The organism is Luminiphilus sp. nBUS_07 (genome assembly GCF_051201685.1).
Taxonomy (GTDB): domain Bacteria; phylum Pseudomonadota; class Gammaproteobacteria; order Pseudomonadales; family Halieaceae; genus Luminiphilus.
On record NZ_CP179213.1, the window covers coordinates 184679 to 200900 of the forward strand.

Genomic DNA, 16222 nt, shown 5'->3' on the forward strand with positions numbered 1-16222 from the left:
CATGGCTATTGAAGATACCCTCAAATCTCTGCGCGACTTCGACTTTGCAGATCTTGATTTTGAAAATGTGGGGAGCTGGCCAGCCCCGGTCAAAGTTTTAGCAGCGATAGTGCTTTTGATGGCACTGCTGGCGGTAGGATATTACTACCAAGTTGATAGCCTCCAAGAAAAGCTGAACAAAGAGCGCGGCAATGAGGCAGAGCTTCGGCGGGATTTTGAGCGGTTATCGTTTGAGGCTGCCAACCTTGAGGCGTACAAACGGCAAATGCTTGAGATGGAGGAGAGCTTTGGGGCCCTCGTCAGTCAACTCCCCAGCGACACAGAGGTTCCGGGGTTGCTCGAGGACATCACCAACAAAGGTGAGCAAAATGGGCTTGCGATCAGTAAGATAGACCTGCTTCCGGAGGTGCCACGGGAATTTTATATAGAGTTGCCCATTAGCATCGTAGCCGTTGGGTCTTACCACGACCTCGGGGCATTTATTTCTGGGATGGCGGGCTTGCCACGGATTGTAACCCTGCACGACTTCAACATTAAGTCATCCGGCGCCAACACAAGTCAGCTGCAAATGAACATTGTCGCCAAAACGTACCGCTATAGAGATGGGTTGGCAGATGAGTTGTAGGCAGTTCTCATCGCTGGGTCGTTTTGTGGCTCTGGTCATGATGGCCGTCACTATGCTGGGTTGTGCCGACAACGACATGAGCGATCTCGATGCTTTTATGGCGGAGAAGCGAGCACGCCCCGGGGGCGTCATTGAGCCTATACCGACGTTTACTGCATATGAAGCTTTTGCTTATGCGGCAACAGGGCAGCGGGCGCCCTTTGACCGGCCTGTCGAGGTTCGTCAGATAACGCGAATTAGTGCGCGAGCAACGATCATGCCCGACTTTGACAGACCTAGGGAGTTTCTGGAGCAGTTCACGCTGGATTCTCTGCAAATGGTCGGACGCCTTGAGCGTGGCGGCACTTATTGGTCGCTAATGCGCGACCCTCAAGGGGGAATCCATCGGGTCAGCCCAGGCAACTTTTTGGGCCGGGATCACGGTAGAATAACAGAGATGGGTGAAACATTTATCGCTGTGATAGAAATTGTTACCGATGGCACCGCCGAAGGGTGGGTAGAACGTCCTCGGGTAATAGAGCTTACGGGATCATGAGTTTTAGCGTGCTGTTAATGGAGATCTCATAAATGAAGCGGATGAGCAATGTACAAACCGGCCTAGCGCTATTACTGCTTGGGTTTGCAGCGCCTCTGCTTGCGCAGCCTGTCATCGAAGATATTACGTTCAGTTCGCAGCCCGGTAGCAAATTTGAAGTGCGTCTCGATTTCAGTGAAGCGCCTCCCGCTAATTACAGTGCTTACACAATTGAAGAGCCAGCTCGGATTGCGATTGATTTCCCAGGAACCAAAAGTGGCCTCGCGCAAAAGCGCTTTTCGTTACCTTTTGGCAATGCCACCGGCGTCTTGGTTCTTGAGGGCGGTGACAAAACCCGCCTCGTGCTGAATCTCGTTAAATTGGTGCCGTATGAGGCGGTTATAAGCGGAAATCAGCTTCTGCTGCAGGTAGGGCAAGACAGCAGTGGAGGGTATACCAAAGCAACGCCGCCAAACGATGTGCTCGAAAGTCAAATGACGCCGGTTATTGAGGCGCGATCGCAACTGACCGATTTGCAGTTCCGTCGAGCCGAGTCTGGAGAAGGACGCCTGATCCTGCAGCTCAGTGATCCCTCTGTTGACGTCAATGTATTTTCTGAGGGTGGGAAAATAAATCTGGAGTTTCTGGCGACGACTGTCCCTGATGGATTGTTGCGGCGTTTTGACGTGACTGACTTCGCAACACCGGTGAATTCAATTGAGGTAACGACAACGGAGAGGGGGACCCGGTTACTGCTGGAGGCGACCGGACTCTACGATTACCTCGCGTATCAGACTGGTGAAGAGTACATACTCAGCGTCAAACCTCTGAGTGAGGGTGAGAAAAAGGCACGCCTGAATGAGTTTACCTATGTAGGTGAGCGCATTTCGCTTAATTTTCAGGACATTGAGGTGCGAGCAGTTCTGCAGCTTATCGCCGATTTTACCGACCTGAACCTTGTGGCCTCAGATACCGTGAGCGGTAACATCACTCTGAGACTACAAAATGTCCCTTGGGATCAGGCACTGGAGCTGGTGCTGAGAACCAAGGGCTTGGACAGTCGCCGCGTCGGCAATGTCCTTATGGTCGCGCCCGCGGCAGAAATTGCCGAGCGTGAACTGCAAGAAATTGAATCGAATAAGCAAATTGCGGAACTCGCGCCACTGCAATCAGAGTTTATCCGTATCCGCTACGCAAAAGCTTCTGAGGTAGTGAATCTATTCGAGGCGGGGTCTGAAGAGGGCGGTTCCTTGGTATCTGATCGGGGTTCAGTGGTTGTTGATGATCGCACCAACTCAATCATTGTGACCGACACGGCCGCGAAGCTTGCGGAAATACGCGACCTTGTCGAGCGCGTCGATGTACCCATACGTCAGGTCATGATTGAGGCTCGTATTGTCATTGCATCAACCAATCTCGATGAGGAGTTGGGTATTGAGTGGGGGGGCGGTTACATCGGTACGGACAGCAGTAATGGCAACATTTACTCAGCGTCGGGTAGTCGTGAGCAGGTGGTCAGTTTCAATGAAGATACCGTCGCAGGGGTGACACCCACATTGAACTACCCGGTTCAAGGGAATGGACAGCAGGGTGGGGGTCAACAAGGAGGCGACGGTCAGCAACAGCAGCAGGGACTTGGTGCGGCTCTGGTGGATTTGGGTGTGTCTCAAGCAACCAGTGGCTTTGCGGTGGGCTTTACCTCCAACGACCTATTTCTAACCGCAGAACTGTCAGCCCTGGAGTCTTCGGGACAGGGGGAAATTGTCAGTCAGCCGAAAATTATTACTGGCGATAAACAGTTGGCGACGATTAAGTCGGGCAGCGAGATTCCCTATCAGGAGGGGGCGGCTTCAGGTGGGACAAGCGTTTCTTTTAAGGAGGCAGTGCTTAAGTTGGAGGTAACTCCCAACATCACCCCCGATGATCGCATTCTTCTTGATTTAGTGGTTAACCAAGACTCCCTAGGTGAATTGGTGCCCAGTGGAACAGGAGGGCTGATTCCCACGATCAACACCACGCAGTTAACGACGCAGGTGTTGGTGGGTAACGGTGAAACGGTGGTCTTGGGCGGTGTATTTCAGAATGAAGAAGTTACTTCAATTAGGAAAGTCCCCTTTCTAGGTGATATTCCCTACCTCGGCACGCTCTTTAAAAACACCGCCAGCAAGACCAGCAAGACAGAAACGCTAATTTTCATTACGCCGCGGATTCTTTCCGAGGCGCTTCTCGACTGACCCTGTGACCTCCTGTGCCCGAGTATTTTTGGTGGGCCCTATGGGGGCCGGAAAATCCACGGTGGGGCGGGCGTTAGCCCAGTTACTGGATTTTGAGTTTTTTGACTCCGATACAGAGATCGAACAGCGAACTGGAGCTGATATACCTTGGATATTCGAAATAGAAGGTGAATCGGGTTTTCGCGACCGAGAAGCCAAGGTGCTAGAAGATATATCATCTAAGGGCGCCATCGTAATGGCCACAGGTGGCGGTGCCATATTGAGAGAGGAGAACCGTCGTGTTTTGAGTGAACGTGGCTTCGTGGTGTATCTGGAGGCCACGCTGCGCGAGCAAGTCAGGCGTACGAGTAAAGACCAGAAACGGCCGTTGCTCGCAGGGCAGGATAGGCGGCGTGTTTTGACCGACCTAATGGCCACAAGAGAGCCCCTCTACAAAGAGATTGCCAATCTCACGCTGCCAACAGCCAAACAAAATGCGCGGCAGCTAGCGGAGCAGATTGTTTCTGCTTTGGGTGAGCCAATATCAGATTCTCGATCCTGAGACGATCAGGCAAAGATCAGTTCCGATAACTAATTTTGATGCACGGTTTTCACGAGTCACTCGATTATGTCCAAGCCAATTTATAGTCTTCAGGTCGATTTGCACGCTAGCGCTATTGATCGCAGCTACCCAATTATCATTGGTCACGGCTGCCTGGGTGACGGTGATCGCTTTTCAGAGTTGCTAGGGGACGCTCCAGTGGTCTTGGTGAGTAACGATACGGTTGCCCCGTTGTATATGGCACGGGTTCGGGCAGCTTTGGGTAAGATGCGGAGGGTCACTGAGGTAATTTTGCCTGACGGAGAAGACCAAAAGCATCTCATGAGCGCCGAAACTATTTGGCAGCAAGCCCTTAGGGATCATCATGAACGCCGTAGTATCTTTATCGCGCTAGGTGGCGGCGTTATTGGCGACTTGACTGGTTATGGCGCAGCGTGTTTTTTGCGGGGAGTCGAATTCATTCAGTTGCCAACAACACTGCTGGCCCAGGTCGACTCTTCAGTGGGCGGCAAAACAGCGGTCAACCACCCACTAGGCAAAAATATGATAGGTGCTTTTCATCAGCCTAAGGCGGTTCTGATTGATCTCGATTCTTTGCAGACACTCCCTGATCGCGAGTTTGCCGCAGGTATTGCTGAAACGATCAAATACGGCTGCATTTGGGACCCTGCGTTCTTTAATTGGCTACTGCAGCAAAGCGATGCGCTGCGTAGCCGAAGCAATGAGGTCCTGGCTGAAGCTATCCAGCGAAGCTGTGCGATAAAGGCTGAGGTTGTTTCCCAGGACGAGCGGGAGGGTGGGCTGCGGGCCATTCTCAACTTTGGCCACACCTTTGCCCATGCGATTGAGCAAACAATGGGTTACGGCGCTTGGTTACATGGGGAGGCTGTCGCTTGCGGCATGGTCATGGCCGCTAAAATCTCCGCTGCGAGGGACCAGATTTCTGGTGAAACCGTCGCCCAGCTGGCGCAATTCCTTACGAGTTTTGGCCTGCCCGTCGAACCACCGAAAGAGATGTCGCCAGAGGGTTTCCTCGCGGTTATGGCTGGGGATAAAAAAGTCGATCGAGGCAAAATTCGTTATATTTTACTTCAAAGGTTGGGTGAGGCCTGTTTGGTTGATGATGTGACTATTGAGGAAATTGCCCAAGCCATGGAGTAAAGGCCCTCAACAACAGAATTGTTCCGCCGTTCCTACATGTGTAAAATACCCAGCCTTTTGCCTTGACCCTGACGGGCGGGCTTGTTTCCGGTTTAAATTGCCGACCTATTTGAGTGTGAGTATTTATGACCCCTACTGATTTTGCGGGTGTCGCGCCAGTCTCGACCGACCTGCAGGGCCTCTACCGCCCTGAGGAATTCCGGGACAACTGTGGTTTTGGTCTGATCGCCCACATCAAAGGTCAGCCCAGCCATCGCTTATTAGAAACGGCTATTGAGTCTTTAACCTGTATGACTCACCGAGGCGGTATTGCGGCGGATGGTAAGACGGGTGATGGCTGCGGCTTGCTGCTGCAGATGCCGGACAGTTTTATGCGCGCCGAGGCACAAGCTCATTTTGCCAAGGACTTAGGTCAACATTACGCGGTCGGAATGATTTTCATGGGTGCTGAGCCCGCAGCACAGCAAGCCTCAAAGGCGGCGCTAGAGAGCGCTTTAGCCGGCAACGAGCTCGCGGTTATAGGCTGGCGTGAGGTGCCCCTCAATCCAGAGGTTTGTGGTGAGATTGCCCTTGATCAGCTGCCACATATCGAGCAAGTGTTTATTGACGCAGAAAAGCTTGATCATGCGCAGGTCACTGCACGCTTATTTATGGCGAGGCGTCAGGCCGAAATTGCCATGGTCGACGACCCGGATTTTTACATTTGCAGCCTTTCTGATCAGGTGGTCTCCTACAAAGGGTTGGTGATGCCCGAGGATCTGGCGCGTTTTTACCCAGATCTTAATGATGACCGGCTGCAAACTGCGATCTGCGTTTTTCACCAACGCTTCTCAACCAATACTTTGCCCCGATGGCCATTGGCTCAGCCATTTAGAATGTTGGCCCACAACGGAGAAATCAACACGATAGAGGGCAACCGTAGTTGGTCTCGTGCCAGAACTTCAAAACTGGCGTCGCCTCTGCTGCCAGAACTTCAAAGCGTTATTCCTTTGGTCAACACAGCGGGCTCTGACTCTTCGAGCCTCGATAATATGTTGGAGTTGCTGACCACCGGTGGTGTCGAGCTGCCTCGTGCATTGCGCATGTTGATCCCCCCTGCCTGGCAAAACATTGAAGGAATGGACCCAGACCTCAAAGCGTTTTATCAATACCAGGCTATGCACATGGAGCCCTGGGACGGTCCTGCGGGAATCGTACTCACTGACGGACGCTACGCATGCTGTCTTTTGGACCGTAACGGATTGAGGCCCGCGCGCTGGGTGACCACTACCGATGGTTTTATAACGCTGGCTTCCGAAGTTGGCACACACGGTTACTCAACCGCCGATGTCATTGCCAAGGGGCGCGTTGGGCCCGGGCAGATGCTGGTCGTAGACACTCAGGAAGGTAAGGTGCTCCACACCGATGATATCGACAATATGCTCAAGTCGCGCCACCCTTATAAGCGCTGGTTGCGAGACAACGCGCGATATATTGAAGGAAGCTTTGATGGAGAATCAGCTCCGGGTATTCCTGAGTCTGAACTAGACACCTATCAAAAAATGTTTCAGGTGAGCTTTGAAGAGCGTGATCAGGTTTTGCGGCCACTGGCAGAGTCGGGCAATGAGGCGGTGGGCTCCATGGGAGACGATACGCCACTGGCAGTTCTATCCGCTAGGGACCGTTCGATCTACGACTACTTCCGGCAAAAATTTGCGCAAGTTACTAACCCGCCAATAGACCCACTTCGTGAATCTATTGTGATGTCCCTTGAGGTCGATTTGGGGGGCGAGGGCAATATATTTGACGAAATTGAGGGGCATGCTTATCGGGTAAGCCTTACGTCACCGGTTCTGTCCCAAGGAAAGTTCAACACGCTGTTGAATATTGAGGACGAGAAACTAAAGATCGCTGATATCGACGCCACTTATGACCCTGAAAATGGCGACTTAAGATCTGCGGTTGAGGGACTATGCTTGACGGCTGAGGCGGCGGTTCGCGGTGGCGCTACGCTATTGATTTTATCGGATCGGCAGATTGGCGACAGTCGACTTCCAATTCACAGTCTGTTGGCAACGGGTGCAGTTCATCACCACCTCATTCGTTCAGGTCTTCGAGCGGATGCTAACCTGATCGTAGAGAGCGGTAGTGCGCGAGATTCGCATCACTTTGCCTGCCTACTGGGATTTGGCGCTACCGCGGTTTATCCCTATCTGGCCTACAGTATTCTCGAAGGCCAATTGCGCTCAGGAGAACTGTTAGGGGATCCCACGCGCTGTTATAAAAACTACCGCAAAGGGATCAACAAGGGTTTATTGAAGATTATGTCCAAAATGGGCATTTCAGCGGTCAACTCCTATCGCGGTGCTCAGCTTTTTGAGGCCGTAGGCCTAGACAAAGAAATTGTCGATGTCTGCTTTACTGGCGTTGCTTCCCGAATAGCGGGAGCGGGTTTTGGTGAGTTGGAACGCGATCTCTGGCAAGTGGCCGCGAAAGCTCGGTCGCGGCGTAAGACGCTGGATCAGGGGGGGTTACTAAAATACGTTCATGGCGGCGAGTATCACGCCTTCAACCCCGACGTCGTGATGACACTGCAGCAAGCTGTGGCGACGGGTGACTATGCCGACTATCAACGCTATGCCCAGTATTGTACAGATCGCCCGGTTGCTGCGCTTCGCGACCTGTTGGACCTAGATTTATCAGGTGAGCCTGTCGCTATAGATGAGGTTGAGCCAATAGAGTCTATTTTAAAGCGCTTTGATTCAGCCGGCATGTCTTTGGGCGCCCTGTCCCCTGAGGCTCACGAGTCTCTGGCGATGGGCATGAACCATGTGGGGGCCCGGTCAAACAGCGGGGAGGGTGGAGAGGATCCTGCACGCTTTGGTACCAATCGCGTCTCTAAAATTAAGCAAATAGCGTCAGGTCGATTTGGCGTGACGCCTCATTATTTGGTCAACGCAGAGGTATTGCAGATTAAGGTGGCTCAGGGTGCTAAGCCCGGTGAGGGGGGCCAGCTACCCGGTGGTAAAGTCAACGACTTGATCGCCCGGTTGCGTTACTCGGTGCCAGGTGTGACATTGATATCCCCGCCGCCTCACCACGATATTTATTCTATCGAGGATTTAGCGCAGCTGATTTTTGACCTTAAGCAGGTCAATCCCACGGCACTAGTTTCGGTGAAGTTGGTCTCAGAGCCAGGGGTTGGCACGATTGCAGCAGGCGTTGCCAAAGCCTACGCAGATCTGATTACGATTTCTGGTTATGACGGTGGTACCGCAGCGAGTCCGCTGACATCGATTCGTCATGCTGGGTCTCCTTGGGAGCTTGGGCTTGCTGAAGTGCACCAGACCCTTCGTGGCAACCGTTTGCGCGGTAAAATCCGGGTTCAGGCCGATGGTGGAATGAAGACCGGTCTGGATGTTATCAAGGCCGCCATCCTTGGGGCCGAGAGCTTTGGTTTTGGCACCGCACCTATGGTGGCAATGGGCTGTAAGTATTTACGCATCTGCCATCTCAACAACTGCGCTACCGGTGTTGCTACACAAAATGCGGTGCTGCGTGAAGAGCACTTTAATGGCGATGCGGAACGGGTCATTAACTTTTTTAATTTCGTTGCTCGAGAAACCAGGGAGTGGCTGGCAAAGCTGGGAGTTTGTCGACTCGAGGATTTGATTGGGCGCACCGACTTGTTGAAGCGTTTGCCCGGGAAAACTGACAAGCAGGCTCGATTAGATCTAGGTCCCATTGTCTGGGTAGATCCTGATGCGGCTGATCAACCCCAGTTCTGTGAAGTGACCAGCAATGATCCGTTTGATCGTGCCGAGATGGCCGAGCGCATGGTTGCTGACATGCTGTCTGCTATTGAGAGCAAAACTGGTGGCGAGTTTCATTACAGCATTACCAATTGCGACCGATCTATTGGTGCACGGATTTCCGGGGAAATCGCACGCCGCTATGGCAATACCGATTTCGATTCGACTCCTCTTGAGATTCGATTAACCGGCACTGCAGGACAGAGCTTCGGTGTTTGGAACGCCGGCGGTGTGCACATGTATTTAGAGGGTGATTGCAACGATTATGTGGGCAAGGGCATGGCAGCCGGCAAGCTGGTTGTGTACCCGCCCCGAGATTCAGTTTTTGCTAGCCAGGATACCTCGATCATCGGAAATACCTGCTTGTACGGTGCTACCGGTGGTAAGTTGTTTGCAGCAGGCGTCGCTGGTGAACGTTTTGGCGTTAGAAATTCAGGCGCATTCGCCGTCATCGAAGGTGCAGGCGATCATTGCTGCGAGTACATGACCGGTGGCTGTATTACGGTATTAGGTCCCACCGGCGTCAATTTTGGCGCTGGAATGACGGGCGGTTTTGCTTACGTATTAGACCAAGACCGTAGCTTTATTGACCGCATCAATAGTGAGCTGGTCGAGGTTCATCGGGTCAGCAGTGAGGCCATGGAAGCCTACAGGCATTACCTGCGTGACAATATTCGGGAGTTCGTGGCTGAAACCCAGTCGGACTGGGGTCAACACATACTCGATAATTTTGAAGACTACGTGGGCAAATTTTGGCTCGTGACACCCAAGGCTGCTGATTTTGAAAAACTATTATCACGTTTACGAGACACGGACTAAGGGGGAGCGCTATGAGTGATCGACTTGCCAACAACTTCCAGTTTCTTGACGTGCGCCGCGAGGACCCGCCCAAGAAAGATATGGAGACTCGCACCGAGGCCTTTGTCGAAATTTACGATGCCTTCGATGCCGGGGAGGCTGCTGAACAATCACACCGCTGCCTCTCTTGCGGCAATCCCTATTGCGAATGGAAATGCCCAGTACACAACTTTATTCCTGATTGGTTAAAGCTACTCTCTGATGGCAATTTGTTTGAGGCGGCAGAACTCAGCCATCAGACAAACACACTACCGGAGGTTTGTGGGCGAGTTTGTCCACAAGACCGTCTTTGTGAGGGTGCTTGCACGCTCAATGAAGGCTTTGGTGCAGTGACCATTGGCAATGCAGAAAAGTACATCACCGATACGGCTCTCGCGATGGGATGGCGCCCTGACTTGTCAGATGTCATACCTACGGGTAAATCAGTTGCTATTATTGGTGCGGGACCGGCGGGTTTGGGTTGTGCCGACATTCTGGCACGTAACGGTGTCAAAGCTGTGGTTTACGATCTCTACCCCGAGATTGGTGGATTACTGACTTTCGGCATACCTCAGTTTAAGCTCGAAAAACAGGTTATGGAGCGGCGCCGGGAAGTGTTCGAAGGCATGGGTATTGAGTTTAAGCTGAACACGGAAATTGGTGTAGATGTTGAAATTGACACCTTAATGGCTGAGCACGACGCGGTGTTCCTGGGTATGGGCACCTACAAAGCTATGGAAGGGAAGTTTCCGGGTGAAGACCTGCCTGGCGTCCACAAAGCCCTCGATTACCTCATCGGTAACGTCAACGAAAAAATGGGTTATCCCCAGAACCCCAATAATTTTATTGACCTGTTCGACAAGACGGTCGTAGTGCTTGGCGGTGGTGACACCGCAATGGACTGTGTTCGCACAGCCGTCCGTCAACAAGCCGATAAGGTCTACTGCGTCTATCGCCGGGATGAGGTCAATATGCCGGGGTCACGACGGGAAGTACAAAACGCCAAAGAAGAAGGCGTCGAATTTTTATTCAACCGCCAGCCCACAGAAGTTATGGAGTACTTTGGCGAGGCTATTGGCATCAAGGTTGTGGAGACTCGCTTGGGGGAACCCGATGCTGACGGGCGTCGACGCCCCGAGAGTGTCCCGGGCAGTGAAACGGTCATTCAGGCCGATGCAATTATTATGGCCTTTGGCTTTCAGCCGAGCCCTGCGGACTGGTTCGAAGGGCAAGGAGTGGCCGTTAACGACTGGGATGCCGTTGTCGCCCCGGAAGAGCAGGTCTTCAAATTTCAAACTGCGAACCCCAAAATTTTCGCCGGAGGTGATATGGTTCGCGGCTCAGACTTAGTGGTCACGGCGATTTGGGAAGGACGTCAGGCTGCTGAGGGAATTCTCGACTACTTGGGCGTTTAATCTATGTCAGACCTGAAAAATGATCGGTTTCTTCGAGCGCTTTTGCGTGAGCCGGTTGATAGAACCCCCCTGTGGATGATGCGACAGGCCGGACGTTACTTGCCTGAGTATCGAGAAATTCGGCAGCAGGCTGGAAGTTTTATGAGCTTGTGCAGTAATCCCGAGCTGGCCTGTGAGGTCACGATGCAGCCGCTGCGACGCTACGCTATGGATGCAGCCATTTTGTTTTCCGATATTTTGACCATTCCCGACGCCATGGGTTTAGGACTTTATTTTGCTGAAGGTGAGGGCCCGGGTTTTGAACGGCCCCTTCAGGGTGCCGCCGATATTGAAGCACTGGAGCCCAGTCGTGCGGTGTCTGAGCTGGGTTATGTTATGGATGCTGTGGCGTTGATACGCCGGGAGCTTAAGGGTGAGGTGCCCCTCATAGGGTTTTCGGGTAGCCCTTGGACGCTGGCCACTTACATGGTTGAGGGCGGTTCATCCAAGGATTTTGCGAAGGTCAAGTCTCTTGCGTTTAACGACCCCGCAATGATGCATCTGTTATTGGAGAAGCTCGCGGATGCTGTTGCCATGTATCTGTCGGCACAGGTCGAGCATGGCGCTCAAGCGCTGCAAATTTTTGATACTTGGGGCGGCGCCTTGAGCCATGGGGCTTACCGCGAGTTTTCCCTGCAATATATGACCCGGATTATTGAGCAGCTGCCCAGGGAGGCCGATGGCCGGCGTGTCCCTGTTATTGTCTTTACCAAGGGTGGTGGTCAGTGGTTAGAAGCCATAGCCGAGTGCGGTGCTGATGCCGTAGGACTCGACTGGACAACCGACATTGGCGAAGCTCGACTGCGGGTGGGCGACAAAGTTGCCCTGCAAGGCAATATGGATCCTTCTATGCTATTCGCCTCACCTGAGCGTATTCGCAGTGAGGTGGCGAGTGTGTTGGAGAGCTATGGCGAGGGTACGGGCCATATCTTTAACCTGGGCCACGGCATCACGCCCGGGGTCAATCCTGACCACGTGTCTGCCATGGTAGACGCCGTAACTGAACTCTCAGGTCAGTACCACCTCGGCTAGGTCCAATAAGCGCACTCAAGAATCGGGTACTTTACCGCGGGCGGGGGCAGTCCACTTGTCCCGGCCCCGCTGCCTTACTGGGGTAGCGCAGCCAAAAGATCGATGAGAAATCCTTCCATGTCCCAGGCTTTGGTGTTGAAGGTCTGGCCCATGCGTACCACAACCAGATCTCGTGAGGGAATGATAAAGGTCGACTGGCCATAGTGGCCTCGTGCCGCGAAGGCGTCGTTGGGAATATGGGGCATCATATGACTGGCGGCAGGTTGATTGAGCCAGAACTGGGCGGCGTAGGCCCGAGACTTCAGAGATGCTTCTGTGGGCGTCGTAGTTAGATCTACCCAGCCCTCAGGTAATATTCGTTCGTCGTTGACCACCCCGTCGTTTAAGTACAAAAGCCCAAATCGTGCCCAGTCCCTTGCAGTAGCATACATAAAAGCACCACCCACGTAGGTGCCGCCTCCATCCATTTGATAGTGCGCGTTGTTCATGCCCAGCTTGTGAAATAGAGCCCTCTGGGGGAAGTGCTGATAGGCCTCGTCAGAGGAAAAACTGTCACGGAGAATGCGACCCAATAAGACCGGACTCGCCGTTTGATAGGCCCAGCGAGTGCCCGGTGTCGCAGTTACCGGATACTGCGCTGCAAATGCAGGAAGGTCCCGGGCCGTCATCAGCATGAGATTGACGTCGGATATGGGGTCATTTTCATAACCCTCATTGAATTCGAGACCGCTTGTCATGTGTAGTAGGTGACCTACGGTGACCTGACTGCGCAGATCCACTGGGTCGCTCCACCCGTTCAGACCCGAGGCAGCTGCAAGATCGATTTGCCCTCTGCCAACGGCAATGCCGATGAGAGCGCTGGTGAGACTCTTGGTCATGGACCATGAATTCAGTGGCACCTCAGGGCCAAATCCTTCGGCATAGCGTTCCGCAATTAATTGATTCCTGTAAAAGACCACGATCGCTCGGGTGTTTTGCCGCTCCTCATAATCAATGGCGTCATCGAAGAACGCCCTATCCAGTGCGGCGTTGATACGTGTTGCATCCACCCCCTCCGGATTCATCACCACTTTCGGCCAAGTACTGCCCTCCAGTGAACCCTTGGCGACATTACGCTCCAGATATGCGGCCCCTTCAAGGTCAGTCAGCAAGTCATGCTCAAACCGCGCACAGCCGAGTCCAGGGCGATAGGCTGTCTTGCTGGCCGCGCCAATGGGCCAGAATGCGAATTGCGTAGTGACAACGTTACCCGCAATCTTTGTTCGGGTCAGCCGCCTCTGTAGCGCAGAAATATCGTGAGCAAGGACCTCATCAAATTCTCGCCGGGCGATGAACACGCCGCTGCAAACAGCATGGGAAACATACCCAGCGGGGAGGGGTCCGAGACGATTGAGATAGCTGAGGGCATAAACGCATAAAAAGACAACCAGCAAGAAAGCTAAGGGGACCCATTTTTTTTTAATGGAACGATTCATGATGCATCCCTCTTGGTGAAAAAACAGCCATCGTCAGCTTCGTTTGGTTCTTCGAAAATGCCGGCCTGCTGTCAGCCCCCGTATGCCCCGCCCCATTGAAACCGAATGCTCTCCGTCAATGAGGCCTGCTCTGTCACGGCTGGATTGCGCAGAGTAACGGCACAAAATCTGGCTAGAACCGGTAGCTCAGGTCCAGTGCTACCGTGCGCGGTGGTTGACGGTTTTTGGCCCAGGAGCCGCTGAAAAAGCCTACACCAAAACCGTTGCCGAAAAGGGTCTCGTCAGTCAGGTTTTTGCCAACCAAGGCGACGGTCCAGGTGTCGAGTGTGCTCGCTAGCGCCAGGCGGGCGTTCACCCTCACATAGGAATCCTGATAGTTGGGATCAGCCGGTGTGTTTAGCTCGTCTTCAAACATTACGTCCACGGTGCCACGGAAAAGCATGGCGTCACCAACGGGGAGTGTTAGATTGGTGATGAGGGTGCCCGTCCACTGGGGTGCCCGTCCTGCCGTTTGCCCCGCGAGGTTAGTCGTGCCGGCCGTCGGGTTGGAGGCCACCCAGCCCTCGCAACCACTGGCAACAGGGTCATCTGCTGCTAGCTGGTCTGCGGTGCAGGGTGCGCCCGGAAAATCGTCGTAGACAGAATCGAGATAGGCGCCAGATACGGTAAAGTCCAGAAACGGTGCGGCTTGCCAGCGAGCCTCTATTTCAACCCCCTGACTGGTCGACTCTGCCGCATTGCCGACGATGAAACCGCTGTCCACAAAGGAGCTTACCTGCAGGTTGGTAAGTTCGGTATAAAACGCCGCCAGGTTCAGAGTTGCGGCACCATCCAGCAGCATCATTTTGGCGCCCAATTCGATGCTGTTTACTTCCTCATCGTCATATTCAAATTTGTTTGGGTCACCGTCGGGTACATTTGGGTTAAAACCGCCACTTTTGAAACCCCGGGTATTGCGTAAATAGGCCAGGCCGTCATCGTCGTACTGCCAGCTCAGGTTCAACGAATACGAGAGGTTCCCAGTGCTTCTCTCCTCATCGATTTCTGCATCGGTTCGGTTTAGCAGCCCGCGCGCTACGCCAATTAGAACGGGATTGGTCGTCTGCTCGCGCTCAAAAATGTCAGTTGTCCGGGTGATCAAATTACCGTCTTTCTTGTCGTAGGCATAACGTAAGCCGCCGGTGAGGCTCCAGTCGTCTGCCATGTGCCAGGTCACTTCCCCGAAGGCCGCGGCGGTCTCGGCATCCTGTTGATAGGTAGGGTTCTGGCCCAATTCAAAAGGTGGCACCGGTGACCCCGGGACGTTGATTGCCGACAGGGCAATGAGGCTGATATCGGTGGGGGTATCGACCGTGAGTTCCTGACTCTCAAGATATACACCCAGTATGTAGTCGATAGGTCCGCCTGCGCGGGATGTTAGGCGGAACTCTTGGCTGATCTGTTCAAAGTCTTCATATTGGCCTTGCTCGATAAACAGATAATCGGAGGTGTCGCCATCCAGAACGAAATCCGCTTGGTAGTCGCTGTAGCCGGTTAAGGAAGTTAGGGTGAGGTTGTCGAGTTCCCAATCGATCTGAACTAGGCCGTTGAGTGATTCTGTTTGCGTACCTTCTTCGTTCCATGAGTTGAGGGTGTTTTTATCATCGAACTGAGCAGTCTCAATTGGTGTGATGACATCAGCGTGATTTATCAGTCCTCGGAAGTTTCCCGCAATGCTGGTCAGTTGCGTGTTGTTACCGATAGTTTCCTGCTCCGCGTATTCCAGCTTTGTATAGACACTAACCGAGTCAGTGGGATCCCAGGACAGACTCCCCCGGATCGCCGTGTTCTCCACTTCGGGTTCTTCGGTACCACGCACCAGATTGTCCATGTAACCATTAAATTTCTGCAGTTTGCCTGCTAGCCGGCCGCTGACCCGTTCACCCAAGGGTCCAGAAACGATAGCCGTATATTCCTGGCTACCGTATTCGGCTTCATACAGCGCCCGAACTTCACCCTCGAAATCTGCGGTGGGGCGAGCTGAGTTCACAATCATCGCGCCTGCTACGGTGTTCTTACCAAACAACACCCCCTGGGGCCCCTTAAGTACTTCCACCGCCTGTAGATCCATAAAGGGAACCAAAAACTGGCGCGTGCGCCCGGCATAAATGCCATCGACAAAGGTTCCCACCGACTGTTCGAACGCCGAATTATTGCCAGAACCAATCCCTCTGATGAAGATGCTTGCGGGGCTACCACCGCCCGGGGAGTTAAACATCACCACGTTGGGAACGTAGTTCGTAAGGTCTTGGATATCGAGGATAGCCGCCTCTGCGATCTTCTCGCCGCTGATCGCCGTCACAGCGACCGGGACAGTTTGCAAACTTTCTGCGCGCTTTTGTGCGGATACAATGATTTCCTCCAGCGCTAGTTCCTGTGCGCTGACAGCGACCGCGCCAGCGGTGGTAGCAATTGTTAATGGCAAAGCGAGGCTTATCTTGTGCAGTTTAGAGGGCATCATGGGTGGCACCGAAGGTTGACTGATTTTAGGTTAGGATTATTGTGTCATACATTATGAC

General features: G+C 53.2%; 10 protein-coding genes. 8 read left to right on the plus strand and 2 right to left on the minus strand.

Annotated features, from left to right (window positions below; all coding sequences use genetic code 11):
• Nucleotide 1: 1 nt before the first annotated feature.
• The 8 genes from ACMAZB_RS00890 (at nucleotide 2) to hemE (ending at nucleotide 12189) form a co-directional block, all read left to right on the plus strand.
• Nucleotides 2–625 (plus strand): type 4a pilus biogenesis protein PilO, encoded by a 624-nt coding sequence (locus tag ACMAZB_RS00890; protein ID WP_435218778.1) that lies wholly within the window; start codon nucleotides 2–4, stop codon nucleotides 623–625.
• Nucleotides 615–1160 (plus strand): pilus assembly protein PilP, encoded by a 546-nt coding sequence (locus ACMAZB_RS00895; RefSeq protein ID WP_435218780.1) that lies wholly within the window; start codon nucleotides 615–617, stop codon nucleotides 1158–1160. Before ACMAZB_RS00890 ends, ACMAZB_RS00895 begins: the two co-directional genes overlap by 11 nt.
• Before the next feature lie 41 nt (nucleotides 1161–1201).
• Nucleotides 1202–3373, plus strand: a complete 2172-nt coding sequence (pilQ, locus tag ACMAZB_RS00900; protein WP_435220104.1) for a type IV pilus secretin PilQ — start codon at nucleotides 1202–1204, stop codon at nucleotides 3371–3373.
• A gap of 40 nt (nucleotides 3374–3413) precedes the next feature.
• Entirely contained in the window at nucleotides 3414–3914 is a 501-nt protein-coding gene (gene aroK, locus ACMAZB_RS00905) for a shikimate kinase AroK (protein WP_435218782.1), read from the plus strand.
• A 66-nt stretch (nucleotides 3915–3980) separates the two neighbouring features.
• Nucleotides 3981–5075, plus strand: a complete 1095-nt coding sequence (aroB, locus tag ACMAZB_RS00910; protein ID WP_435218784.1) for a 3-dehydroquinate synthase — start codon at nucleotides 3981–3983, stop codon at nucleotides 5073–5075.
• Nucleotides 5076–5200: 125 nt separating this feature from the next.
• Nucleotides 5201–9685, plus strand: coding sequence for a glutamate synthase large subunit (gltB, locus tag ACMAZB_RS00915; protein WP_435218785.1), 4485 nt, complete (start codon nucleotides 5201–5203; stop codon nucleotides 9683–9685).
• A gap of 11 nt (nucleotides 9686–9696) precedes the next feature.
• Nucleotides 9697–11118 carry an FAD-dependent oxidoreductase gene (locus tag ACMAZB_RS00920; protein ID WP_435218787.1) on the plus strand — a complete coding sequence of 474 codons (1422 nt, stop codon included), beginning with the start codon at nucleotides 9697–9699 and terminating at the stop codon, nucleotides 11116–11118.
• 3 nt (nucleotides 11119–11121) lie between these two features.
• A complete protein-coding gene (hemE, locus tag ACMAZB_RS00925) occupies nucleotides 11122–12189 on the plus strand; it encodes a uroporphyrinogen decarboxylase (RefSeq protein ID WP_435218789.1) in 1068 nt (355 codons plus the stop codon).
• 74 nt (nucleotides 12190–12263) lie between these two features.
• Here the strand turns inward: hemE and ACMAZB_RS00930 are convergent, their stop codons facing one another.
• Together ACMAZB_RS00930 and ACMAZB_RS00935 are read right to left on the minus strand one after the other, a co-directional pair.
• On the minus strand, nucleotides 12264–13664 hold the full coding sequence (locus ACMAZB_RS00930) for a serine hydrolase domain-containing protein (RefSeq protein WP_435218790.1): 1401 nt from the start codon (nucleotides 13662–13664) through the stop codon (nucleotides 12264–12266).
• Between the two features lie 172 nt (nucleotides 13665–13836).
• Complete coding sequence (locus ACMAZB_RS00935) at nucleotides 13837–16164, minus strand: TonB-dependent receptor (RefSeq protein ID WP_435218792.1); 2328 nt, start codon at nucleotides 16162–16164, stop codon at nucleotides 13837–13839.
• Between the last annotated feature and the right edge of the window lie 58 nt (nucleotides 16165–16222).

Bases quoted from the DNA above. Each gene is read 5' to 3' on its own strand.
- gltB (WP_435218785.1), top strand. From the start codon at position 5,201: ATGACCCCTACTGATTTTGCGGGTGTCGCGCCAGTCTCGACCGACCTG.
- ACMAZB_RS00930 (WP_435218790.1), bottom strand. From the start codon at position 13,664: ATGAATCGTTCCATTAAAAAAAAATGGGTCCCCTTAGCTTTCTTGCTG.
- aroB (WP_435218784.1), top strand. From the start codon at position 3,981: ATGTCCAAGCCAATTTATAGTCTTCAGGTCGATTTGCACGCTAGCGCT.
- ACMAZB_RS00895 (WP_435218780.1), top strand. From the start codon at position 615: ATGAGTTGTAGGCAGTTCTCATCGCTGGGTCGTTTTGTGGCTCTGGTC.
- pilQ (WP_435220104.1), top strand. From the start codon at position 1,202: ATGAGCAATGTACAAACCGGCCTAGCGCTATTACTGCTTGGGTTTGCA.
- ACMAZB_RS00935 (WP_435218792.1), bottom strand. From the start codon at position 16,164: ATGATGCCCTCTAAACTGCACAAGATAAGCCTCGCTTTGCCATTAACA.
- hemE (WP_435218789.1), top strand. From the start codon at position 11,122: ATGTCAGACCTGAAAAATGATCGGTTTCTTCGAGCGCTTTTGCGTGAG.
- ACMAZB_RS00890 (WP_435218778.1), top strand. From the start codon at position 2: ATGGCTATTGAAGATACCCTCAAATCTCTGCGCGACTTCGACTTTGCA.
- aroK (WP_435218782.1), top strand. From the start codon at position 3,414: ATGGGGGCCGGAAAATCCACGGTGGGGCGGGCGTTAGCCCAGTTACTG.
- ACMAZB_RS00920 (WP_435218787.1), top strand. From the start codon at position 9,697: ATGAGTGATCGACTTGCCAACAACTTCCAGTTTCTTGACGTGCGCCGC.